The sequence below is a fragment of the Thermosynechococcus sp. QS41 genome (genome assembly GCF_031583515.1).
Lineage (GTDB): Bacteria > Cyanobacteriota > Cyanobacteriia > Thermosynechococcales > Thermosynechococcaceae > Thermosynechococcus.
Window position 1 is genome coordinate 1207759 of sequence record NZ_CP134181.1, and the last position, 22968, is coordinate 1230726.

25 protein-coding genes are annotated in these 22968 nt (G+C 51.4%); 15 read left to right on the forward strand and 10 right to left on the reverse strand.

From position 1 onward, the window contains the following. Positions 1 to 44: 44 nt before the first annotated feature. Positions 45 to 689, reverse strand: coding sequence for a DnaJ domain-containing protein (locus RHJ80_RS05735; RefSeq protein ID WP_310801639.1), 645 nt, complete (start codon positions 687 to 689; stop codon positions 45 to 47). A gap of 69 nt (positions 690 to 758) precedes the next feature. On the opposite strand from RHJ80_RS05735, the gene RHJ80_RS05740 reads away from it, so the two are divergent. The 3 genes from RHJ80_RS05740 (at position 759) to RHJ80_RS05750 (ending at position 2456) form a co-directional block, all read left to right on the forward strand. Beyond that, on the forward strand, positions 759 to 1313 hold the full coding sequence (locus RHJ80_RS05740) for a shikimate kinase (protein ID WP_206201449.1): 555 nt from the start codon (positions 759 to 761) through the stop codon (positions 1311 to 1313). After that, on the forward strand, positions 1307 to 1864 hold the full coding sequence (locus RHJ80_RS05745; RefSeq protein ID WP_149817571.1) for a DUF4126 domain-containing protein: 558 nt from the start codon (positions 1307 to 1309) through the stop codon (positions 1862 to 1864). Before RHJ80_RS05740 ends, RHJ80_RS05745 begins: the two co-directional genes overlap by 7 nt. Positions 1865 to 1937: 73 nt before the next feature. After that, complete coding sequence (locus RHJ80_RS05750; protein ID WP_206201450.1) at positions 1938 to 2456, forward strand: pentapeptide repeat-containing protein; 519 nt, start codon at positions 1938 to 1940, stop codon at positions 2454 to 2456. Here RHJ80_RS05750 and msrA read toward each other — a convergent pair. The 5 genes from msrA to RHJ80_RS05775 all read right to left on the reverse strand — a co-directional run bounded on the left by msrA (position 2453) and on the right by RHJ80_RS05775 (position 6777). Further along, positions 2453 to 3112, reverse strand: a complete 660-nt coding sequence (gene msrA, locus RHJ80_RS05755; protein WP_149817567.1) for a peptide-methionine (S)-S-oxide reductase MsrA — start codon at positions 3110 to 3112, stop codon at positions 2453 to 2455. The genes RHJ80_RS05750 and msrA overlap by 4 nt on opposite strands. 80 nt (positions 3113 to 3192) lie before the next feature. Further along, positions 3193 to 3762 carry a DUF4340 domain-containing protein gene (locus RHJ80_RS05760; protein WP_310801640.1) on the reverse strand — a complete coding sequence of 190 codons (570 nt, stop codon included), beginning with the start codon at positions 3760 to 3762 and terminating at the stop codon, positions 3193 to 3195. A 37-nt stretch (positions 3763 to 3799) separates the two neighbouring features. After that, positions 3800 to 5770, reverse strand: a complete 1971-nt coding sequence (acs, locus tag RHJ80_RS05765) for an acetate--CoA ligase (protein ID WP_310801641.1) — start codon at positions 5768 to 5770, stop codon at positions 3800 to 3802. 67 nt (positions 5771 to 5837) lie between these two features. Beyond that, positions 5838 to 6317 (reverse strand): DUF2214 family protein, encoded by a 480-nt coding sequence (locus RHJ80_RS05770; RefSeq protein WP_310438400.1) that lies wholly within the window; start codon positions 6315 to 6317, stop codon positions 5838 to 5840. Between the two features lie 106 nt (positions 6318 to 6423). Continuing rightward, the gene (locus tag RHJ80_RS05775) at positions 6424 to 6777 is read right to left on the reverse strand and encodes a hypothetical protein (protein WP_310801642.1); all 354 of its coding nucleotides are present in this window, start codon (positions 6775 to 6777) and stop codon (positions 6424 to 6426) included. Between the two features lie 188 nt (positions 6778 to 6965). Here RHJ80_RS05775 and RHJ80_RS05780 point away from each other — a divergent pair, with 188 nt between their 5' ends. Further along, positions 6966 to 8318, forward strand: a complete 1353-nt coding sequence (locus tag RHJ80_RS05780) for an AAA-associated domain-containing protein (RefSeq protein WP_149817559.1) — start codon at positions 6966 to 6968, stop codon at positions 8316 to 8318. Between the two features lie 10 nt (positions 8319 to 8328). Here RHJ80_RS05780 and RHJ80_RS05785 read toward each other — a convergent pair whose 3' ends face one another. Continuing rightward, positions 8329 to 8673 (reverse strand): carboxymuconolactone decarboxylase family protein, encoded by a 345-nt coding sequence (locus RHJ80_RS05785; protein WP_149817557.1) that lies wholly within the window; start codon positions 8671 to 8673, stop codon positions 8329 to 8331. 322 nt (positions 8674 to 8995) lie between these two features. Between RHJ80_RS05785 and RHJ80_RS05790 the strand changes: the two genes are divergently transcribed. After that, positions 8996 to 9451 (forward strand): hypothetical protein, encoded by a 456-nt coding sequence (locus RHJ80_RS05790; RefSeq protein WP_206201455.1) that lies wholly within the window; start codon positions 8996 to 8998, stop codon positions 9449 to 9451. A gap of 29 nt (positions 9452 to 9480) precedes the next feature. On the opposite strand, the gene RHJ80_RS05795 is transcribed toward RHJ80_RS05790, so the two are convergent. Next, the gene (locus RHJ80_RS05795) at positions 9481 to 9678 is read right to left on the reverse strand and encodes a DUF2949 domain-containing protein (RefSeq protein WP_190278154.1); all 198 of its coding nucleotides are present in this window, start codon (positions 9676 to 9678) and stop codon (positions 9481 to 9483) included. A gap of 318 nt (positions 9679 to 9996) precedes the next feature. On the opposite strand from RHJ80_RS05795, the gene RHJ80_RS05800 reads away from it, so the two are divergent. Together RHJ80_RS05800 and RHJ80_RS05805 are read left to right on the forward strand one after the other, a co-directional pair. Then, positions 9997 to 10830: a fatty acid desaturase gene (locus RHJ80_RS05800; protein WP_206201629.1), complete on the forward strand. Its 834-nt coding sequence runs from the start codon at positions 9997 to 9999 to the stop codon at positions 10828 to 10830. Positions 10831 to 10836: 6 nt separating this feature from the next. Continuing rightward, complete coding sequence (locus tag RHJ80_RS05805; RefSeq protein ID WP_310801643.1) at positions 10837 to 11703, forward strand: SDR family oxidoreductase; 867 nt, start codon at positions 10837 to 10839, stop codon at positions 11701 to 11703. A gap of 42 nt (positions 11704 to 11745) precedes the next feature. Here the strand turns inward: RHJ80_RS05805 and ftsZ are convergent, their stop codons facing one another. Together ftsZ and RHJ80_RS05815 are read right to left on the reverse strand one after the other, a co-directional pair. After that, positions 11746 to 12987, reverse strand: coding sequence for a cell division protein FtsZ (gene ftsZ / locus RHJ80_RS05810; protein ID WP_310801644.1), 1242 nt, complete (start codon positions 12985 to 12987; stop codon positions 11746 to 11748). 94 nt (positions 12988 to 13081) lie between these two features. After that, a complete protein-coding gene (locus RHJ80_RS05815; protein WP_310801645.1) occupies positions 13082 to 13927 on the reverse strand; it encodes a metal ABC transporter permease in 846 nt (281 codons plus the stop codon). 22 nt (positions 13928 to 13949) lie between these two features. On the opposite strand from RHJ80_RS05815, the gene RHJ80_RS05820 reads away from it, so the two are divergent. The 8 genes from RHJ80_RS05820 (at position 13950) to pflB (ending at position 22911) form a co-directional block, all read left to right on the forward strand. Further along, the gene (locus tag RHJ80_RS05820; protein ID WP_315863352.1) at positions 13950 to 14732 is read left to right on the forward strand and encodes a TIGR00297 family protein; all 783 of its coding nucleotides are present in this window, start codon (positions 13950 to 13952) and stop codon (positions 14730 to 14732) included. Between the two features lie 75 nt (positions 14733 to 14807). Continuing rightward, positions 14808 to 15464 carry an FkbM family methyltransferase gene (locus RHJ80_RS05825; RefSeq protein ID WP_310743505.1) on the forward strand — a complete coding sequence of 219 codons (657 nt, stop codon included), beginning with the start codon at positions 14808 to 14810 and terminating at the stop codon, positions 15462 to 15464. Continuing rightward, positions 15434 to 16513 (forward strand): glycosyltransferase family 10 domain-containing protein, encoded by a 1080-nt coding sequence (locus RHJ80_RS05830; RefSeq protein WP_310801647.1) that lies wholly within the window; start codon positions 15434 to 15436, stop codon positions 16511 to 16513. The genes RHJ80_RS05825 and RHJ80_RS05830 overlap by 31 nt, the downstream gene beginning before the upstream one ends. Continuing rightward, positions 16510 to 17394: an alpha-1,2-fucosyltransferase gene (locus tag RHJ80_RS05835; RefSeq protein ID WP_310801648.1), complete on the forward strand. Its 885-nt coding sequence runs from the start codon at positions 16510 to 16512 to the stop codon at positions 17392 to 17394. Before RHJ80_RS05830 ends, RHJ80_RS05835 begins: the two co-directional genes overlap by 4 nt. Positions 17395 to 17413: 19 nt before the next feature. Beyond that, a complete protein-coding gene (locus RHJ80_RS05840; protein WP_310801649.1) occupies positions 17414 to 18304 on the forward strand; it encodes a glycosyltransferase in 891 nt (296 codons plus the stop codon). 34 nt (positions 18305 to 18338) lie between these two features. Then, positions 18339 to 19301: a glycosyltransferase family 2 protein gene (locus RHJ80_RS05845; protein ID WP_310801650.1), complete on the forward strand. Its 963-nt coding sequence runs from the start codon at positions 18339 to 18341 to the stop codon at positions 19299 to 19301. Positions 19302 to 19316: 15 nt separating this feature from the next. Further along, positions 19317 to 20354: a tRNA dihydrouridine synthase DusB gene (gene dusB / locus RHJ80_RS05850; protein WP_206201463.1), complete on the forward strand. Its 1038-nt coding sequence runs from the start codon at positions 19317 to 19319 to the stop codon at positions 20352 to 20354. Positions 20355 to 20655: 301 nt separating this feature from the next. Then, positions 20656 to 22911: a formate C-acetyltransferase gene (pflB, locus tag RHJ80_RS05855; protein WP_310801651.1), complete on the forward strand. Its 2256-nt coding sequence runs from the start codon at positions 20656 to 20658 to the stop codon at positions 22909 to 22911. Positions 22912 to 22968 lie beyond the last annotated feature (57 nt).

Consider the following 22968-nt stretch of genomic DNA (forward strand, 5'->3'; position numbering starts at 1 on the left):
GGATTGAATCTTGCTGCCATGCTGGGATGCTGATTCTCTCTAGTTTAGCGGACAAGCTGACACTCTGCGAAGAGGCGCTGGGCAATGCGAAAGAGTTCCTGCCCAGTGTGCAAATAGCGATCGTCGTAACTGTGGCTAAATTGCTCTAGCTCATCGAGACCATCCACCAGTTGATTCAAACAGTAATAGAGGTGGGCTGCCACCTTGGCCACAGCAGTGGGGTTGGGTTGGGCTTGGAACGTATAGCGGGCGCGGGTGAGGGCGCGACGACAGTCCTGCAAGTAGGTAAGGAAATGATCCATGAGGTCATCATCAAAGGGATCAGCTGCAAGGGCATCAATCTGGCGGGGGAGCGATCGCAAGACCGCCTCAATAATCCGACTCACGGGGTTGTAGGTGAGGGTCAGCCATTGCTCTAGCTCGCGATCGGCAGCTTGGGAACGCTGCACATCAGGCTGAGCGGTTGTTTGCTGGACACGGTGCTGGGCATCATAGGCCTGCCGACACTGCTCATCCCCCAAGATTTCATAGGCGGCATTAATGGCGGCCATCCGCTCATGGCTGGAGCGATCGCTAGGATGGTAGTCGGGGTGATACTGCTTGACTAAGCGGCGATAAGCGGCCTTAATCTCGGCTTGGGTAGCCGTTACTGCCACCTGTAGTGTCACGTAGGGATTGGGCTGGGACATCGAAATGGTGAGAAGACCTCCATATTTAGGTTAAAGTGCTGATTTGGCGGTGTCGAGAAATGGTTATCTATGGAACTGCAAGAACGCCTTGGAGGAGTCAATATCTATCTTGTGGGCATGATGGGTGCCGGTAAAACCACCACAGGTCGCATCTTGGCGCAACGCTTGGGCTACAGGTTTGTGGATACAGATGCGGTGATTACAGAGTTTCGCCAACGACCCATTCGCGAAATTTTTGTCCAAGAGGGGGAGGCTGCTTTTCGGGAGTTGGAACAACAGGTCTTAGCACAAGTCTCTAGTTACCATCATTTGGTCGTGGCCACCGGTGGCGGCATTGTCCTCAACCCGATGAACTGGAGTTATTTGCGCCATGGCATTGTGGTCTGGCTTCATGTCCCCCTTGCGGTGCTCTGTCAGCGCCTGCGCCAAGATCAGGAACGTCCCCTGTTGCAGGATCAGCCCCTTGAGGAACGCTTGAGTGAACTGCTGCAAGCGCGTCAATACCTCTATGCGCAGGCGGATTTAGAACTGGCGATTACGGCTGAGGATACCCCGGAAACGGTGTGCGATCGCCTGTGGGAAACCCTCCCCAATATCTTGAAACCCATAGAGCCATCATGCTAGAAGTTCTAGCGATTCTTTCAGCAGCAGCGGCCGGCGGGCTACGACTGGCACTGCCCCTCCTGTTGATTGGTCTATTGCAGGGGGAACAACTGTGGTCACAGGTGCCTTTACTGCGCCATTTTTCCCCCTATGGCGTGGTTGGTGTGTTAGCCGCTTGGTCGTTTCTGGAGATCTTCCTGTCCCGCAATGTCTGGGGCTACCGCCTGATTATCCTTGTACAACTGTGCTTTAGCCCCCTTGTGGGTGCCCTCCTTGGCATGACCGTGGCAACAGCAACAGAGACACCTCAGTGGCTCATTGGTACCCTGAGTGGTCTTTTTGCCTTTGTGTTGCAATTGGTGCAGGTGGGTTGGTTTTATCGGCTGGGGAAGTTACCCCGCTGGGTGATTGTCGGGCAGGATATCCTGTGTATGCTGTTAATTTTATTTGCCCTCAGGGCACCCAAGCAGGGCGGGTTAATTGCCTTACTCCTGTTGTGGTTGGCCGTTCGCAGTGCTAAGGATTGGCAACAACGACATCAGCGCTCCCGCCGCCAACGGCTAAATTCCTAGGACTTGTGCTAAAGTCTCTCTAGCGTGGCAGGAGGATGTGGATGTGAACCAGCAAGCGTTCATCGCAACAGCAATGATTAGTGCAGCGCTTACCAGCGGTGCTGCTTTTGCCATGCCCTCCCCCATGCAGCAACTGGTGCAAACCAATGCTTGTCCCGGCTGTGATCTGCGGAATGTCGATTTACGGGGCTATAACTTAGCAGGGGCAAATTTGCGCGGCGCCAATCTTCAGGGCGCCAACCTCCAGGATACTAACCTCATGGTGGCCAATTTGGTCGGGGCAAATCTGAGTAATGCCAACCTCACCGCCGCTTATTTAGAACGAACTAACCTAGAACAGGCCAATCTCAGTGGTGCTAACCTGAGCCGTGCGATTTTGCGCCATAGTCGTGCCCGCCGTGCCAATTTCAACAACAGCAACTTAACGGGAGCCGATGTCCGCTATGGGGATTTTCGCCGCGCCAATCTCAACGGTGCCACTTTTGAGCAAGCCAATATGCAGTGGGCACGGTTAAACAATGCCACGGTTAGTCAGACCAACTTTAGCGATGCTTACCGTCCCCGTATGCCCTATCGCCTCAATCTCCACTAGGCGCTAGGGGTAGCGCTCATCAGTTCGTAGGGCACCTTTGTGCCCCCAAGGCCGCAGTAGCCATTGACATTGCGATGGAGATATTGCTGGTGGTAGGGTTCGGCAAAGTAAAATTCGGGCGCTGGTAGAATTTCAGTGGTGATCGTGCCATAACCGGCGGCTTTTAGGGCTGCTTGGTAGCGATCGCGACTGGCCTCGGCAAGGGCTTTTTGCTCAGGGGAATAGTAGTAAATACCGGAGCGATACTGCGTCCCCACATCGTTGCCTTGGCGCATACCTTGGGTGGGGTCATGGTTTTCCCAAAAGACCTTGAGCAATTCCTCATAGGTCACCTTCTGGGGGTCAAAGACCACGCGCACCACCTCGTTGTGACCTGTCATGCCCGTACACACCTCTTCATAGGTGGGATTGGGGGTATAGCCGCCAGCATAGCCCACAGCGGTGACATAGACCCCCGGCACCTGCCAAAACTTGCGCTCAGCCCCCCAAAAACAGCCCATACCAAACATAGCTAACTCCATGCCTTCGGGATAGGGAGGGGTGAGGGGATGACCATTCACAAGATGAGCCTCTGGCACGGGCATGGGTTCTGCTCGGCCGGGTAGAGCGGCACTGGGGCTAGGCATTGTCAACTTTTTGAATCCGAAGAATCCCATGGCTGATGTTTACTCAATAGTTCACTACGCTTTTATATTCTGACGAGCTTTTGGGGAGTCGTGCCAGAAGTCACAGCGTTCTAGTTTGCTGCTTGCTGACGCTCCCATTCCTGTAGGGGGCGCTGGAGGGCATTTTTAAGATCAAGGGGCACGAGGGTCACCGTCATTTTTTCGCGCGGTTCCGCTGGCGGGTCAATTTCCGCGTAGAGCTTGAGGCCGTCAAAGGTGGTGTCTCCCAAGTGTAAACGGTGCTGCTGGCCATCTTTAAGGGTGATATCCACAGTGGCCATGGGGGGAGCAAGGCCATAATCCCCGGCACGTTCAGTAGGTACATCGAGAGAGCGATCGCGCTGACCCGTGGCCAATAAGTTTAATAAAAAGACAACCGTGCCCTCTTCTGCGGGGGTTTGCTTTGCCCGATCAATCACCCAGTCACCTGTAGCCAACTTTTTCAGGTTGAGGCGGTAATCAGGGGCAATAATTTTCAAGGCCACAACATCCGCCTCTTGAAAGTTAAAGAGGGGTTTTGGAGTTTGCGTATGACTGCTGTTGGGCGTGGGTAGTTGTTGCTCAAATAGAAAGAGACCGCCCCCTAAAATGGCCGCCGTTGTTAAAAGAACGAGTGTTTTTGTGCGGATGCCACTTGCCATAGCCTATCAATTATAGACTCATTGATAGGGGAGACTCTCAAGCCCCCTGGCGCAACTTATCCAGCACTGAGCGATCTTCCAATGTTGAAGTATCCCCAGATACCTCTTGGCCAGCTGCAAGGGAACGCAGGAGCCGCCGCATGATTTTGCCCGATCGCGTTTTGGGCAGGGCATCGGTAAAGCGAATCTCCGCCGGCCGTGCCAAGGCACCAATTTCATTGACAACGTGCTGCTTTAATTCCTGTTGGAGGGCATCGCTGGGGGTAGCCGATCCTTCAAGAATCACAAAGGCAACGATTTCTTCCCCTTTGACCTCGTCGGGTTTACCAACAACGGCTGCTTCAGCAACAGCAGGGTGAGAGACCAATGCCGATTCAATTTCCATCGTGCCCAAGCGGTGACCGGAGACATTGATCACATCGTCAACCCGTCCCATCACCCAAAAGTAGCCATCTTCATCCTTGCGGGCACCATCGCCAGCAAAGTAAACGTATTGGCCATCACGAGGCGGAATGTGTTCCCAATAGGTGCGGCGGAAGCGATCGGGATCGCCATACACCGTGCGCATCATCCCCGGCCAAGGGTGACGAATCACCAGATAGCCGCCCTCGTTAACACCGACAGGGTTACCCTCGAGATCCACGACATCAGCCAGGATCCCCGGAAAGGGCTTGGTGGCAGAGCCGGGTTTCATGGGAATCGCCCCCGGCAGTGAGGTGATCATGTGCCCCCCTGTTTCTGTTTGCCACCATGTATCGACAATGGGGCAGCGTTCACCGCCAATGACCCGGTAATACCACATCCATGCTTCGGGGTTAATCGGTTCACCCACGGTTCCCAAGAGGCGCAAAGAAGAGAGGTTCCGTGCGCGGGGCAAGTGTTCGCCCATTTTAATGAAGGCACGAATAGCCGTGGGAGCTGTGTAGAAAATAGTCACCCCATACTTCTCAATCACATCCCAGAAGCAACCGGGATTGGAGGCGCGGGGTGCCCCTTCATACATGAGGGTGGTTGCCCCATTGGACAGCGGCCCATAGACAATGTAGCTGTGACCCGTAATCCAGCCAACATCAGCGGTACACCAATAGACATCGGTATCTTGGAGGTCAAAGACCCATTGAGTGGTGATGTGGGTGTAGAGGTTGTAACCCGCTGTGGTGTGGACAACGCCTTTGGGTTTGCCGGTGGAGCCAGAGGTGTAGAGAATAAAGAGTAAATCTTCGCTGTCCATGGGTTCGGCAGGACAGTCAGCGCTGACCCCCTTTTGCAGATCATGCCACCAGTGATCGCGACCGGGCACCATGGTCACTGGCTGCTGCGTGCGCTGCACCACCAAGACATGTTCAACGCTGGGAACTGCCTGATTGGCTAGGGCTTTATCCACTTGATCCTTGAGGGGCACAATGGCATCTTTGCGCCAGCCACCGTCAGCCGTAACCACCAGCTTGGCTTGGGCATCAATGAGGCGATCGCGCAAAGCTTCGGCACTAAATCCCCCAAAGACCACTGAGTGGGGGGCGCCGATCCGCGCACAGGCCAACATGGCAATGGCTGCCTCTGGAATCATCGGCATATAAATACCGACGCGATCGCCCTTTTTCACCCCCAGTTGCTTGAGGACATTGGCAAATTGGCAGACTTCGCGGTGCAGTTGGGCATAGGTGAGGGTGCGGCTATCACCAGGTTCTCCTTCCCAGATCAAGGCTGCTTTATTCTTGCGCCAAGTCTTGAGGTGGCGATCCAAGCAGTTGTAGGTGATGTTGATTTTGCCATTGACAAACCACTTGGCATTGGGGGGCTGCCAATCCAGCACCTGATCCCAAGGTTGAAACCACTCTAATTCCTGTTGTGCCAATTCGCCCCAAAAGGCAGCGGGATCGGCTTTGGCCTTTTCGTAGAGGGCATTGTAGGCCTCAAGGGAATTGATCCGCGCCTTGGCCACAAAATCAGCGGGGGGATAAAAAAGGCGGTTTTCCTGAAGAATGGATTCAATCGTGGGATGACTCATCCGTTTTATCCGTGGCAGCAAGATCTATCATAGGGGCGATCGCTCCCCTACTGAAGATGACCCCTGCTTATCCCCGTTGAATCCAATCCAAACCAATCCCCCGCGCCATCATCGCTGCTAAAAAGGGAATGGCACTGAGAAAGGCCAGTTCAGCCCGAATCACCCAAGTCAAACGCTGCACCGTTGGTAACTCGAGGGTGGGAGCCTTCTCTTCCCGCAGCGGTTTAATCCACAGTAGAAAAGAGATCGTTGGATACAGCGACAATAGCCCCACCAAAATAAATAAGCCCACCTTGAGGTGAAAGATGGGGTTGGCCAAATAATATTCAGTGCCTTTGCCAAAATAGAGAACCCGCAAAATGCCCGTGACAAGAACAGTCACCGCAGCAATGCCATAGAGGGCATCCGTAATCACTAATCGCCAAGCCTGTTTAAGGTCTATATCCTTGCGTAGGGTGAGGTGCTCCACCACAAGGGCAGCAAAAGCCACCATAAAGCTGAGGTAGTGCAGATAGGCGATCGCGGCACTGCTCCAAAGGGTGTTCATCCGATAGCGTTCCTTGGCGAGTGAGAGACTTTGCAAAAAGGGCTGTATTGATCCTAGGGGGCAGCCTTGGGATGCGCAAGTGCCAACCCCCACAAGTTTTTAGGCTTTAGCCACGGCGTAGATCTTTGGCCATGGAGCGAAAGCGGTCTAAGCTGGGATCACTGCGACGGCGTTCCTGTTCTTCCACTGGGGGCGTTACCACATCACTGACACTGGGTTCGGGTTTACCTTTGTTTTCTGCCTCTGGATTTACCCTTTCGATGGCGGAGACCAACTCCACCACTTCTACCTCTTCTTTGGCACCGCCGGTTACAGGGAACGTTTTTTTCACGACCTTGGCGGTACGCATGTACTCAATGTTGCCGTAGGTCTTGGCTGCATCGGGATCGAGAAAAAAGTCTTTGCTGGGTTGGGCGTCAGCTTGCTTGCCCCGACGGAAAAGGCCATCAAAGAGTCCCATAGCGGAATTGTTACCTTTTGTGAAGAAACCGCTGATCAGTTTACAATAAAAATCTCAAGGGGGGTTATCAGAAATTCCGCAAATGAGGGGCGATCGCCAACCCTAGTAGCAATTTTTGTCCCCGAGGTTTTCCAAGACCTGAATCCTCATGGTAGGTTAACGGTGGAAATGCCACAGGATGCAGGACCATGCACGCCAAAACCAAAGGGGAATCGCTCGTCCGCTTACTGGATGTGGGTAAGGCCTACCGTCAGCCCAACGGTCAGGTCATTAGCATTATGGAAAATATTAACCTTGAATTGCGCACGGGGGAAATTGTTGCGCTCCTAGGGCCATCGGGATCCGGTAAGTCAACCCTGATGCGCATTATTACGGGTTTGGTTGCGCCTACGTCTGGGCAGGTCTTGTACCGCGAGCAGCCAATGCAGGGCCTAAATCCGGGGGCTGCGATTGTCTTTCAAAGTTCGGCGCTCTATCCGTGGCTAACGGTTTTAGAAAATGTGGAATTGGGGCTAAAGGCTCTAGGAGAAGGCCCGCGATCGCGCCGCCGCAAGGCACTGCGGATGATTGACATTATTGGCTTGGATGGCTTTGAAAACGCCTACCCCAAGGAACTGTCGGGGGGAATGCGGCAGCGGGTGGGATTTGCCCGTGCTTTGGCGGTGGAGCCGGAACTCCTGTGTATGGATGAGCCATTTTCCGCCTTGGATGTGCTGACAGCAGAGAACCTGCGCTTTGAACTTCTCGATCTGTGGCTAGAGCATAAAATTCCTACCCAGAGTATTTTGATTGTCACCCACCACATTGAAGAAGCGGTCATTCTCGCCGATCGCATTATTGTTTTGGGGAGCAACCCCGGTCGCGTCCGCGCTGACTTTCCAGTGACATTGCCCCACTATCGCGATCGCAAGAACCCTGAGTTTCAAGCCACCGTGGATCGCATCTATAAAATTCTCACCAATCCCCATGTGGATGAATTGGAGCAACTGGAACCCAAGCCAGCTACCCTGCCCACGAGTCAAGAACCGCGTTATCCGCTGCTCCCCCATGTGCGCATTGGCTCGATCGCCGGTCTATTGGAACTCTTAGAACACCGCAAAGAAGACCTCTACCGCATTGCCCAAGAGCTGCAACTGGAGCTAGATGATATTCTGCCCATTGTCGAAGCCGCCCAGATGATGGAACTGGTGGAACTCAAGGAGGGAGACATCAGCGTGACCCCGATTGGCAATGCCTTTATTCAGGGGGACATTGACCAGCGCAAGCTGATTATTCGCCAACAACTCCTCAAGCATATTCGCCTTGTGCAGCAAATCCACACTTTCCTAATGGCCAAGCAAAACCACCGCATTCCCGAAAGTTTGGTGCTGGATATTTTAGAGCGGCACTTTACGCCGCAGGAGGCCGATCGCCAGCTCAATACCGCCATTGACTGGGGACGCTACGCCGAACTCTTTAGCTACGACGAACCGGCCAAAGAAATTTTCCTTGAAGTCAGTGAACCCGAGGAGCCATTGCCCCTTGAAACGACAGCAGTCTGAGGGGAATTTCCTAATGGGTCTGCGCTTGGGTAAACTCCTCTAGCGCCTCCATCACATGGGTGGCATACATCAAGGCAGGGCCGCCATCCATGGCTACAGTCACCATGAGGGTTTCCATGATTTCTTCAGGGGTTGCGCCTGCATGCAAAGCAGCACGGGTGTGGAAGGCAATGCAGCCGTCACAGTGTTTGGCAACCCCAATGGCTAGGGCAATCAACTCTTTGGTTTTGGTATCAAGAGCACCGGGGGTTGACGAGGCCCGACTCAAGCTATAAAAGGCCTTCATGGCATCGGGCATCGCTGCCGTTAGCTTTGCCGTGTAGGATTTGATGTGGTTAATTTGCTCGGTGTACATCGCTGTTCTCAAACAATCGTGTTACGCCTATCATCGCCGCTGAAGGAGGCTACCCGCCCGAAACTTCAACGTTTTTTCTTCTTCATTGGTCTATTGGCAACTCCGCTTCGCTACATTACCGCGCCCTAACCCCCACCTGTGACGCGAGGATGGGGGAGTGCAGGCTAAACATGTTCGACGGTCACCGCCCTTGGTGATGAGCATCATCGGTTGCGGGTGAGAAACGCCACGGATGTTCTTAGTCAGCCCCCCTAGGATAAGAGTATTCACCCCATAGGGGCTAGACAAAACTGTTCTCTCCATTCACACAAAGGACACCCAAATGCTGAATCAAAAAGGTTTACTCCTCGCCTGCCTCGCCGTTGCCCTCAGCCCCGCGGTGAGCCGTGCTGTACCTCTAGCTGCCACCCAGACCGTGCAATTGCAACCCCCAAGTAATGTACGGGTGCGCCCTACGATTATCGGCAAGATCAATAAATCTCCTTCTATCTCCTGCAATGAGATTGTGATTAATGCCACACTGCATCCTCCCGGCGGCTTTCCAGTGGGGGGTGCCACCGCTACTTTGTCCCCTGCTGGTAGTCATGGTTGCAGTTACAAAATTACCGTTCCGCCCGAGCTACTCGGTAAGAAGGTTCATCTCTGGGGAACGTTCAAGAGTCCCTCACCCCTGTTGTCAATTCAACCCGTGGGCTGGCAAAGTCCCATCTCTCTGCCTCAGCAATTAGGGATTTCCCAGAGCTATGACTTTGTTGCTAAGGACACCGTGATTCATTAAGCCTAAATAAAGGAATTCTGAGAGCGCCACTAGGAGTGACTGGTTTCTAGCCAGTCAAAGATGCGGTCAAGCTGCTCAAGGCTCACCAAGCCATACTGCCAGAGAACAACGGGCAACAGATTCACCTGCTCATCGCAGTGCTTAAGGCCGAAGTCAATGGCAGCGGTGGGCAGTGCCATCTCCCGCTGTAGGAAGTCAATGAGTCGTGTCCAACGTGGCGTTTTCATGATTCCTATAACTACCACACCTTACCCTCTATCCTAGGGATTAATCTGAGAAAATGCAACATTTCGTTACAAAACCACAGAAAGTGAAATAATCAGCCTGCTATTTGGTATGATGCCTGCTATTTTCGGGGACACTCTCCCCAGAGACTTCCCCCACCAGAGGGAATTTATAGGGGGATTGCCGAATCATTGGTCTTGGGAAAAACGCTCTAAGTAAAGATACTCAACCGTAGCTCGTTATACTAAAGTCTGATGGGTGTTGTTCAAGCTCAGCCTAGAGAGAACAGCAGCCGAATCAGTTGTTTTACGGATGTGTTCATGACCCAAGCCACCGTTGCCAAACCCCCCATTGCCTGGCCTACGGCGACCTTTATTATTTTTGTGCACCTCGGTGCTCTTCTTGCGTTTTTACCCGGCATGTTTAGTTGGAAGGCAGTCCTGCTGGCGCTTGTACTTCACTGGTTGACTGCTGGCATTGGTATTACCCTTGGTTGGCACCGCCTCGTTACCCATCGCAGCTTCCAAGTGCCCAAGTGGTTAGAGTATTTCTTGGTCTTTTGCGGCACACTCTCAATGCAAGGGGGGCCGATTTGGTGGGTTGGGCTGCACCGCCATCACCATCTGTACTCCGATCAACCCAATGATCACCACGATTCCCGTAAGGGCTTTTGGTGGAGCCATATTGAATGGATGTTTCGTGAGGTGCCAGCGGAGGCAGAGATTCCCCGTTTCACCAAAGATATTGCGGATGATCCGGTGTATCAGTTTCTTGACAAGTACTTTCTACCAATTCAGGTGGTCTTGGCCATTGTTCTTTACCTCTGGGGCGGTTGGCCATTTGTGGTTTGGGGAATTTTTGTGCGTCTTGTAACGGTCTATCACACCACTTGGCTGGTGAATAGTGCCACCCATGCCTTTGGCTATCGCACGTTTGAAACCACGGATCACTCAACGAATTGCTGGTGGGTCGCCCTGTTAACCTTTGGCGAGGGTTGGCATAACAATCACCATGCTTATCAATATTCGGCACGCCATGGGTTGCAGTGGTGGGAACTGGATCTGACGTGGCTCACCATTCGCTTGTTGCAATTGCTGGGTTTGGCTACGAAGGTGCGTTTGGTAGAAGCACCAGCAGCCTCTTCCCAAGAATAGAGCGCAATGCGGGTTCTCATTCTCGGTTGCGGTTATACGGGAACGTGGTTGGCGCGATCGCTCCAAGCCCAAGGCATTGATGTGGTCATTACCAACCGTCGGGGAGAGCCGCCGCCAGAACTCAGCACTGTTCCTTGTTTTCCCTTTACATGGGAGCAGCAGGGGGAGCCAGTCCCCTTAGCACCAGCCGCCCTTGAAGGGGTAACCCACATCCTCAATAGTATTCCTCCCGATCGCCAAGGGGAGGATGCGGTTGCGCTGGCACTGTTGCCGCAGTTAGAGAAACTGAATCTGCACTGGTTTGGCTACCTTTCGACAACGGGGGTCTATGGCGATCGCCAAGGGGGCTGGGTAGATGAAACCACACCCGTCAATCCCCAAAATTTGCGTTCACAACACCGCGTCAGCATTGAGCAAACCTTTCTCAACTCCAATCTGCCCACCCATATCTTTCGACTCCCCGGCATCTATGGCCCCGGAGAAGGACGCAATCCCATTGCTCGTATTCTCAAGGGTGATGTGCAACTCATTGATAAACCGGGGCACTACTTCTGCCGTATTCATGTGGTCGATATTGTCCAAACCCTTGAGCGATCGCTGGTACAACCCACGCCGCAGGAAATCTATAACCTCAGTGATGATCAACCCTCAGAGTCGATCCCTGTTCTACTCGAGGCCTATCGTCTTTTGGGTCGCCCAGCCCCACCAGCCATCCCGTTAGAGGCAGCCAATCTGAGTCCAATGGCTCAGTCCTTTTGGCGCGAATCCCGCCGAGTCCGCAATGACAAAATCAAGCGGGTTTTAGGCGTTCAGCTCCGCTATCCTTCCTACCGCGAGGGGTTACTAGCGATCGCCCGCGAATTAGGTCTTTGAGACGGCCTGCCATCCCCTGTTAGAAATAGGCACCTTTAATACCTAAGGATTCGGTCGCCGTCGCTGGAGAAACTCAGGAATGTCTAACTTCGGCTTGGCTTCAACCTCTGGTTGTGGTGCGGGGGTTTCCGGGGGAGGCGATGCCGTCGTTAGGGGGCGGTTCGTTAGGGGTGTCGTTTTGGTTGTGGCACGGGTGCGGCTAATGGGTTCACCACTAAAGCCAGTGGCAATAACGGTGACTTGAACTTCCCCTTGCATTTGGGGATCAATCACCGCACCGAAAATGATATTGGCGTTAGCATCGGCCACATTGTAGATCACCTCGGCAGCGGCATTGACCTCATGGAGGGTGAGATCTGTGCCCCCCGTAATATTGAAGACAACGCCCTTGGCACCCTCAATCGACCCCTCCAGTAGGGGCGAAGAAATTGCACTGACGGCAGCTTCCGTAGCTCGTGACTTGCCAGAGGCAATACCAATACCCATCATGGCAGAACCGGCATCAGCCATCACCGAACGAATATCGGCGAAATCAACGTTAATCAGCCCCGGCAGGTTAATAATGTCGGAAATCCCTTGAACCCCTTGGCGCAGGACATCATCGGCCACTCGAAACGCATCCTGAACCGATGTTTGCTCCGAAATCACTGAGAGAATCTTGTCATTGGGGATCACGATGAGGGTGTCAACACGACTTTGCAGGGCTTCGATTCCTTCATCCGCTTGGCTCGCTCGACGACGACCCTCAAAGGTAAAGGGACGGGTGACGACTGCAACAGTTAGGGCGCCCTGTTCCTTAGCCACTTCAGCCACAATTGGGGCAGCGCCAGTGCCGGTACCACCCCCCATGCCGCAGGTAATGAAAATCAAATCGGCATCCTTGAGTGCCGCAGCAAGGTCTTCGCGGGATTCTTCAGCCGCTTTTTGACCAATGGCGGGGTTGCCACCGGCGCCGAGACCACGGGTGAGTTTCTGGCCAATTTGCAGGCAGCGGTGGGCCTGGGATTGGGCGATCGCCTGCGCATCAGTATTGACGCACCAAAATTCAACACCCGCCACATTACTGGCAATCATGCGGTTGACTGCGTTGCCACCGCCCCCACCGACACCAATCACTTTGATGCGCGCTGCTGAAGTTTCCACCAAGCTGTCATAACTCCTTAACACATCGGTTGGTGCGCCATGGCCATTGTCGCCAGATGCAATGCCTACCTCTCCCGAAACAAAGGAGGCGGGGACTTCAGAGGGAACAGGTTCCGTAGGCCACTGTTGATCTGACTCCATAACGCAACTGTCTTCACCCATGATAAATATGGGGCAACTATATCATGAACTCTAGCAAAGGCATCGGCAACACCCCACAAAATAATCCTTAAACCTAACTCAGGGGAGAGCGGGCTTTGGCCAACAGACCGTGCTTGGGGGCAAAAATCATCGCCAGCAAAAAAATCACTGTTTGCAGGACAACAATACAGCCACCTGTTGACGCATCGAGATAGTAACTGAGGTAGGTTCCCAATAAACTGCCAAGGCCACCCACCGCCAAGGCAATGAGTACCATGATGCCAAAGCGATCGCTCAGCAAATAGGCCGTTGCCCCCGGTGTAATTAGCATCGCCACGACGAGAATAATGCCCACGGTTTGCAGGGCAGCCACGGTGGTGAGGGACAGCAGCGCCAGCAGGAGATAGTACAGCAGCGTCGTATTCAGGCCAATGGTGCGGGCATGGGTCGGGTCAAAGCAAAAGAGAATCAAATCCCGATGCAGTAGGGCGATCGTGATCAGTGTCATGAGGCTCACAATCACTGTTTGCCAGAGGTCGCGATCGCTAATCCCCAAGACATTCCCAAAGAGAATATGCATCAGGTCAACACTACTGGCGGTCTTCGAGAGCAACACCAACCCCAAGGCAAAAAAGCCCGTAAACACCAAGCCAATAACCGTATCCTCCTTCACCCGTGTCTGCTGCTGAATAAAACCAATCAGGGTCACGGCCATCAGACCAAAGACAAAAGCCCCCAAAGCAAAGGGCAGCCCTAGCCAATAGGCCAAGATCACACCGGGTAGCACTGCATGGGACACCGCATCCCCCATCAAGGCCCAGCCCTTTAGGGTTAAAAAACAGGACAATACCGCACACACACAACCCACAAGGGTGCTTACCCCCAGCGCCTTAACCATAAATGCATGTTGCAGTGGCTCCAATAGCCAAGTGATCATCATTTGTCCTCTATGCCTGAAAAGTATGATAAGGTGCTGCCAGTACAGTCGGAGTGCGGTTCTCGTGGATGGCATCCTTTTGCTGAACCCTTGGTGGATAGGTATTTTGCTCAATACCGTCCTTGGGGCGATCGCCCTCCTTGCACGGCAAAAATTACTCACTCTAGCAGGTCTCTTCCATGCGTGGCTCCTCGGCGTGCTGATTTGGGGCACCTTAGGCTGGCAGGGCTATCTGATTGTCATGGTTTATTTCCTTGTGGGTTCAGCCGTCACCCGCATCGGCATGGCCGAAAAAGAGGCCGCAGGCATTGCTGAAAAACGCGCCGGCGCGCGCGGGCCAGAGAATGTCTGGGGATCAGCCTTTACAGGCACCCTCTGTGCACTCCTTGCTCTCCTGCTACCCCAATGGCGGGAGTTATTTTTGGTGGGGTTTGTGGCCAGTTTTAGCACCAAGCTCTCAGATACCTGTGCTAGTGAAGTGGGCAAAGCCTATGGCCAGCGCACCTTTCTCATCACCACATTACAACCGGTGCCCCGAGGGACAGAGGGAGCGGTGAGTTTAGAGGGAACACTGGCCGGTCTAATTGGTGCCACCGTGATTGCTGTGCTAGGCTGGAGTCTGGGCTTGATGGGGGCGATCGCCCTCCCCATTTGTATCCTTGCTGCTTTCCTAGCCAACCTTGTGGAGAGTCTCGTGGGAGCCACCCTTCAGGAACGCTACACTTGGCTGAGCAATGAAATCGTTAACGGCATCAACACAACGGTGGGGGCTTTGGTGGCAATGGTAGCCGTTTTTATCGCTTCGTAAGCGTTGTAAGCGGGCTGTTAGTGACCTAGGGATTTACCTCGTTTGATTTATTGACATTTATCAAATTTTTCAGGTATGAACAAAGTTTTAGACTGGCTTGACTCATTGCTAATTCAAAACTCATTTCAAAGAGAGGTTCGTCGCTGGTTTCGAGATAAAGGCGATAGTACCTTGCGGCTTGATTATCCACTTGATGCAGAGAGCATTGTCCTAGATGTGGGGGGATATAAAGGAGACTTTACTGCTCTCATTCATGAGAAATTCAATTGTCGAGTATTTGTTTTTGAACCGGTTTCAGTCTTCTATCATATTTGTAAGAAACGGTTTACTGGTAATGCAAAGATTATTGCCCTGAATTATGGACTGTCTGACGCCGATGAAATTTCTCAAATTCACATAGCTGAGGACTCGTCAAGTTTTTATAAAAGAAATTCAAAAACATCAGAGGAAATAGCCCAACTACGAAACTGTGCTACTGTTTTCAAGGAGCTTGGTATCGAAAAAGTAGATTTGATGAAAATTAACATTGAAGGAGGAGAGTATAATTTAGTGAAAAAGCTCATCAATTCTGATTTAATAGAAAAGATAAAATATCTTCAGATTCAGTTTCATAATTTTGTTGAGAACGCAGAGGAAAAGCGTCAGAATTTACGCTCTCAGCTAACAAGAACTCATATTGAAATGTGGAATTATGAATTTGTTTGGGAAAGCTGGCGCTTAAAGAGCATTTGAGTTTTAACCTAGAAAATCATGCAATGACAAAGCAAAGATTAACTGGTCTTTTTGTCTATCCTGATATTCCCACAGCCGTATTTTTTGATCCGAATGGATCTCCAGACGGGCTAACACAGCCTTGGGTTGCCCTGCGGGAGGGGTTTCGTGCTCAAGGCGTTGAACTTGTTGGCCTTGATGAATGCTGTCATGACCCCGATTTTGAACTCCATCTTAATGTTCAAGCTCCCCGCTCTAAGTCTCCAAAGTTTGTAATTCTCGCTGAACATCCCTTGATCTATCCAGCCAATGGGCAGCGGTTCTTATTGCGTCGCTATCAAAGTGTGTTTACTTGGAACCCTGACCTAGCTATCAAGCAGGCTCAGCAAATTCAACTGCCTCACCCGTTCAAGATAACAGGTGGTGTAGATGGCTATGGGCAACGTCCTCAGTTGATTGTTTTAATCAACAGTAATAAGGCTTTGGCTTGGTGGGCTCCGTATCAAGATCTCTACCGCGAGCGGGTCAGAGCTATTCGCTGGTTTGAACGTCATGCACCACAGGACTTTGCCCTTTATGGTCACGGTTGGAATCATTCAGCCCAACAGCCCGTGGTAGGAGATATCATTCACGCCTTAGAAAAAAGGTGGATTCACAGACCATTGCCCCCGTTTCCGTCTTGGCGGGGCATTGTGCCCACAAAGAGTGAAGTATTACGACAGTCCCGCTTCTCGATTGTCTATGAGAACGCGATTTTTCGTGGTTACATCACAGAGAAAATTTTTGATGCCTTTTGCGCCGGGAACGTGCCGATCTACTGGGGGGCACCAGACATTACCGACTACATTCCTAAGGCTTGTTTTATTGACCGTAGAGAGTTTTCTTCCTACGACTCTTTATACAACTTTCTCAAGACGATGCCAGAAGAGATCTATAAAGGCTACCAGCAAGCGATTTGGAATTTTCTGCACTCTCCTCAAGCACAGCGGTTTTCTATTGCTCACTTTGTGCAGACCATTGTTCACGGCATTTTGGATCAAGTCAACGCTAGTCATAAACACTCGGAATGATGATCTTTGTCAATCTTATCGGTGGCCTTGGCAATCAGATGTTCCAGTATGCTTTAGGAAGGGCTTTGTCTATGACTAGGGGAGTGCCCTTGCGTTTAGATATTTCCGATTTTGCAAGTTACCAGCTTCATCAAGGGTTTGAGCTACATCGTGTATTTTGCTGTGAGGCTCCGATTGCTTCTCTTGAGGATTTGAAGTCTGTTTTGGGGTGGTGGGGGGTACCAAAAATCAGGAGAGCGATCGCCAACCTGCAACTTTCAGCACTATGTAAGGGACGACTAATTCTTGAACCTCACTATCACTATTGGGAACAAATTCACTCTATCCCCAGTACTGCCTACCTTCAGGGTTACTGGCAATCAGAAAAATACTTTAGCGAAATTGCTGACGTTCTACGGGAAGATTTCAAGTTTAGGCAACCCTTGTCAGAAATAAATGCTCAATGGGCAGATAAAATTACCCAGTGTCATTCAATTAGTCTCCATATTCGTCGTGGAGATTATGTTTCAAATCCTATGACCCATAAAGTTCATGGCGTCTGTCAGCTTGACTATTACTATCGAGCCATTGAATATATCACGTCACTTATAGATGATCCTGTATTCTTTGTTTTTTCAGACGAAGCTGAATGGGCAAAATCAAACTTGAAAACTTCTTATCCAATTTTTTATGTAGAAAATAATACTGCTCAAGAGAGCTACAATGATATGCGCCTCATGAGTCTATGTCGTCATCATATTATTGCCAACAGTACATTTAGTTGGTGGGGAGCTTGGCTAAATAATAGCCCTGAAAAAATTGTAATTGCTCCTCAAAAATGGTTCGCCACATCTGATAAAGATGATTCGGATTTAATTCCAAAGACTTGGATTAGAATTTGAGATGATTTAGTTATTGTTAATGATGAATATACACAACAGTCCGACTATTTCAGTTATTTTACCAGTTTTTAATTCTGACCAATATATTGAATTAGCTATAAATTCTATTCTTAATCAATCCTTTAATGATTTTGAACTCATTGTTATTGATGATGGTTCTTCAGATAATTCCTTTGAAATTTTATCAAATTATGCAAAACTTGATGCTCGTATTCATTTAATTCGTCGGGATAATCAAGGTTTGATTTATACACTGAATCAAGCAATTGAACTTGCTAAGGGTCAGTATATCGCTAGAATGGATGCAGATGATTTGACTTTACCTAACAGGTTAGAAAGTCAACTTGAATTTCTAGAAAAAAATAAATTACATCTTTGTGGCTCATCTGTTCAGCTCATTGGGGCAGCGATTGGTTCTTGGCACTATCCTCCTTCCCATGAAGGTTGCGAAATTGAATTGTTATTTGGTGTACCTTTTGCCCATCCATCTGTAATGGGTCACTCCAGTGTTTTCAAAGAACTGAGGTACTCCTCTGAGTGGTCACTGGTGGAAGATTATGATCTCTGGCAGCGGGCATGGGCGGCAGGGTTCAAGATGGGAAATGTCCCAGAGGTACTTCTCCAATATCGAGTACATCGCAAACAAACCTCCAGCCTTTATCGTTGGCAGCAAGCTCAAAATAGTCAACGGATTCGTTCGCGCCACTGGCAGCAACTCCTAAGTGCCAAGCTAGGAATTTCACCAACTGAGGCTCAAGAAGCAGAGAAAGACTTGTGGAAAATATTCCAACTCCTGCGGCAGTTAAAGCAATGTTATAAAGGAACAGAAGCAGAAAAAATTCTCCACCATGCCTTCCTGCGCCTTTGTTCCCACCGTCTCCATAGTTGGGTTTTAGATAGAACAAGCTAGTTGAGTAGCTCAAGACCACATTTCTGGAGTGACCATGTTTTTTAGTGTCGTAATTCCTACCTATAATCGCTTGCCCATTCTAGAAAAGTGTGTTCGCGCGATCGCCCATCAAACGTGGAATCCAGACTTAGGCATTGAGGGCTATGAGGTCATTATTGTTGACGATGGCTCAACAGACAACACCATTGAGTGGCTTGAGGCACATCGTGAAGCGTTTCCCTGTGTCCGCTGGTTTCAACAGGAACATCTGGGTCCTGCGGCTGCCCGTAACTTGGGGCTTCAGGTGGCTCAGGGGGACTGGATTATCTTTATTGATAGTGACTTGGTGGTGACGGAAACGTTTTTAGAAGCCCATGGGAAGTGCTTAACTCAAGAAAAAGAACGTCTTGGCATTGAGGATATTGCTCAGGTTCCTGCTTTTTCCTATGGTCGTGTGATTAATACCTGTAATTTTGAAAACCCAACCTCAGAACCCTACAAAATCATTGATTTTTCAGCCGCCTATTTTGCAACGGGAAATGTGGCGATCGCCCGCCATTGGTTGGAAAAAGCAGGCCTCTTTGATACCCAGTTTCAACTCTACGGCTGGGAAGATTTAGAACTAGGGGTGCGCCTCAAGAAATTGGGTTTGCGATTACTGAAGTGCCCCACAGCCGTTGGCTACCACTGGCATCCCCCCTTTTCCCTCAGTCAAGTGCCCACCCTGATTCAGAAAGAGATTGAAAGGGGACGAATGGGGGTCTTGTTCTATAAAAAGCATCCCATTTGGGAAGTGAAGCTCATGATTCAAATGACGCCCTTTCACTATTTCCTTTGGGCCATCCTATCCCTCGGCGGCATTCTCAATGAAAAAACACTGGCGCCCCTGTTGCAATGGCTGATTAACATCGGTCGCCCTCAAGATGCCTTGGAAGTGGCTCGCATCTTTTTGAACTGGTATAATGTGCGGGCAGTCTATTCAGCCTATCAAGAGCAAACACCGCAGCAGCAGCATTGAGCTTTCGTGGGAGTTATGTTAACCCTGTCTCCAGAGCTAAAAGCCCGTTTGGCAACGCCATTGCAGATTGGCTCTGTTACAGTCAATAGTCGGGTCTTGCAGTCCCCGTTAGCCGGGGTAACTGATTTGGTGTTTCGGCGATTGGTGCGCCGTTATGCCCCCGACTCAATGATGTACACGGAGATGGTCAGTGCTTCGGGGTTGCACTATCTGAAAACATTGCCCCGGATCATGGAAGTGGATGCCAATGAGCACCCCATTAGTATTCAGCTTTTTGACTGTCGCCCTGATTTTCTAGCGGAAGCAGCGATAAAGGCGGTGGCTGAAGGGGCGGATACGGTAGATATCAATATGGGCTGCCCTGTGAATAAAATTACGAAGAATGGCGGTGGTTCTTCGCTGCTGCGGGATGTGCAAACGGCAGCAACAATTGTGCGGACGGTCTCCAAGGCGGTGCCTGTGCCGGTTACGGTCAAAACCCGCATTGGTTGGAGCGATCAGGAGATTAATATCCTTGACTTTGCCAAGGCGATGGAAGATGCTGGCGCGGCAATGATTACGGTTCATGGGCGAACCCGTGCCCAAGGCTTTAATGGCCCAGCCCGCTGGGAGTGGATTGCGCGGGTGAAGGAGCGCGTCAGTATTCCCGTGATTGCCAATGGCGATATTTTCTCGGTGGAAGCGGCAGTGCGCTGCTTGGAGCAAACCGGCGCAGATGGTGTGATGTGCTCGCGGGGAACGATGGGTTATCCCTTCTTGGTGGGGGAAATTGATCACTTTTTGAAAACCGGGGAATTGCGGCCTGCGCCAACGGTGGTTGAACGTCTGCACTGTGCGCGGGATCATCTCATTGCCCTCTGGGAATACAAGGGGGAACGGGGGATTCGCCAAGCGCGTAAACATTTGACGTGGTACGCCAAGGGCTTTGCTGATGCCGCAGAACTGCGCAGTGAATTGTGTCGCATTGAAACCCTAGAGGCTGGTTTAGCCCTGCTGGATGCAGCAATTGAGCGCTTGCAGGTAAGTTCAGACACCGAGGCGATCGCGGCCTAAATACCTAAACAAATGAAAAAAAGATTTGTGTTGCGCAACAATTCCGCAAAAATTTCGTAAAAAAAGCCCCTAGAACCCACGGGTTATAATGAAAGTGTAGGTGTGAGCAGGCCGAAAAAGAGTGATGAGGCTTGGCCTACAAAAAGTTCATTTGCATTTCTCGTTTGATCGCAATCGCTTAATCTCTTGCGTGTTTTCTAGCATTTGCAGTTAGCAGGTTCTTGCTGGTTTGAAGGGGCGATCGCTATCGGTGAAGGGCGATCGCGAGAAATTGCTGCACACTTGATGAGGAACATTGATTATGAACTGTACACGCTACACAGAATTGCCCGAAGCGGCATGGCGAGAATTTACGGGTGGTGATTGGGTCGATCGCATTGATGTGCGCGACTTTATTCAACGCAACTATACCCCCTACGCTGGGGATGCCTCCTTCCTCACAGGCGCTAGCGATCGCACCCAACAACTGTGGGCAAAAGTGCGCGACCTGATGGCACTAGAGCGCGAAAAAGGGGTGCTCGATGCCGATACCAGTGTCCCCTCTTCGATTACAGCCCACGCACCGGGCTACATTGATCGCGAGTTGGAGCAAATCGTTGGCCTGCAAACCGATCAGCCCCTGAAACGGGCGATTATGCCCTTTGGTGGCATTCGCGTTGTCGAAACCTCCCTCAAGGCCTACGGCTACGAATTGGATCCGCGCACGAAGGAAATCTTCACCAAATATCGCAAAACCCACAACGATGGCGTCTTTGATGCCTACACACCCGAAATGCGCCGCTGTCGTAAATCGGGGATCATTACGGGACTGCCGGATGCCTATGGCCGCGGTCGGATTATTGGTGACTATCGCCGCGTGGCTCTCTATGGGGTAGATCGCTTGATTGCCGACAAACAGGCACAGCAGGCTTCCCTAGAAGTGGATGTCATGGACGAAGAAACCATCCGCCTACGGGAAGAACTCTCAGAGCAAATCAAAGCCCTCAATGAACTCAAGGAAATGGCCGCCAGCTATGGCTTTGATATTTCGCGGCCAGCGGCCAATGGCAAAGAGGCGATTCAGTGGCTCTATTTTGGCTACCTTGCGGCTGTCAAAGAACAAAACGGCGCCGCCATGTCCCTTGGGCGGGTCTCCACCTTCCTCGACATTTACTTTGAACGGGATTTGCGCCACGGCACAGCCACAGAAGCTGAGATCCAAGAATGGATTGACCACTTTGTGATGAAACTGCGGATGGTGCGCTTCCTGCGGACGCCGGAATACAATGAACTCTTCTCTGGCGATCCCACATGGGTCACGGAATCCATTGGTGGCATGGGTCTTGATGGTCGCCCATTGGTGACGAAAACCAGCTTCCGTATTCTGAATACGCTCTATACCCTTGGGCCTGCCCCCGAACCCAACTTGACGGTGCTGTGGTCGGAAAACTTGCCAGAGGCCTTCAAACGCTTCTGCGCCCAAGTTTCCATTGACACCAGTTCGATCCAATACGAAAACGATGACTTGATGCGTCCCTACTGGGGCGATGACTACGCGATCGCCTGCTGTGTCTCAGCGATGCGGGTCGGCAAACAAATGCAATTCTTTGGGGCACGGGTGAATTTAGCCAAAGCCCTCCTCTACGCAATCAATGGCGGTCGGGATGAAGTCTCTGGCCAGCAAGTGGCACCGATGTTTGCGCCGATTACAGGCGACACCCTGAAGTGGGAAGAAGTGCTGCCGCGCTTTGAACAGATGATGGCTTGGTTGGCGAAGGTGTATGTCAATACCCTCAACGTCATCCACTACATGCACGATAAGTACTGCTACGAGCGGCTGGAGATGGCGCTCCACGATCGCGATGTCTTTCGCACCATGGCCTGTGGTGTGGCGGGTCTATCGGTGGTGGCGGATGCCCTCTCGGCCATTAAGTACGCCGAGGTGAAAGTGATCCGCAATGCCGAAGGGTTGGCGGTGGACTACGAGATTAAGGGTGATTTTCCGAAGTACGGCAACAACGACGATCGCGTGGATAGTCTCGCGGTGTGGGTCGTGGAAACCTTCATGAATGAAATCCGCAAACACAAAACCTACCGCAATGCCGTGCCTACGCAGTCAATCCTGACGATTACCTCCAACGTCGTCTATGGCAAGAAAACCGGCAATACTCCCGATGGCCGCAAAGCCGGTGAACCCTTTGCGCCGGGCGCCAACCCCATGCACGGTCGCGATACGAAAGGGGCGATCGCCTCACTGGCATCCGTGGCCAAGTTGCCCTATGTCCATGCCCAAGATGGCATCTCCAACACGTTCTCCATCGTGCCCAGTGCCCTTGGCAAGACACGGGAGGATCGAATCAGCAACTTGGTGAATCTGCTGGATGGCTACATCCACGACCAAGGCTTCCACCTCAACGTCAACGTGCTTAACCGCGAAATGTTGTTGGATGCCATGGATCACCCTGAACTGTACCCCCAACTCACCATCCGGGTGTCGGGCTATGCGGTGAACTTTATCAAACTCACCCGCGAACAACAGTTGGATGTGATTAACCGCACCTTCCATGAACGCTTTTAGGCTCATCTTTAGGCTCTTTAGGCGAACTGCCGCCTAGATGAACGTCGCGTCCTCTAC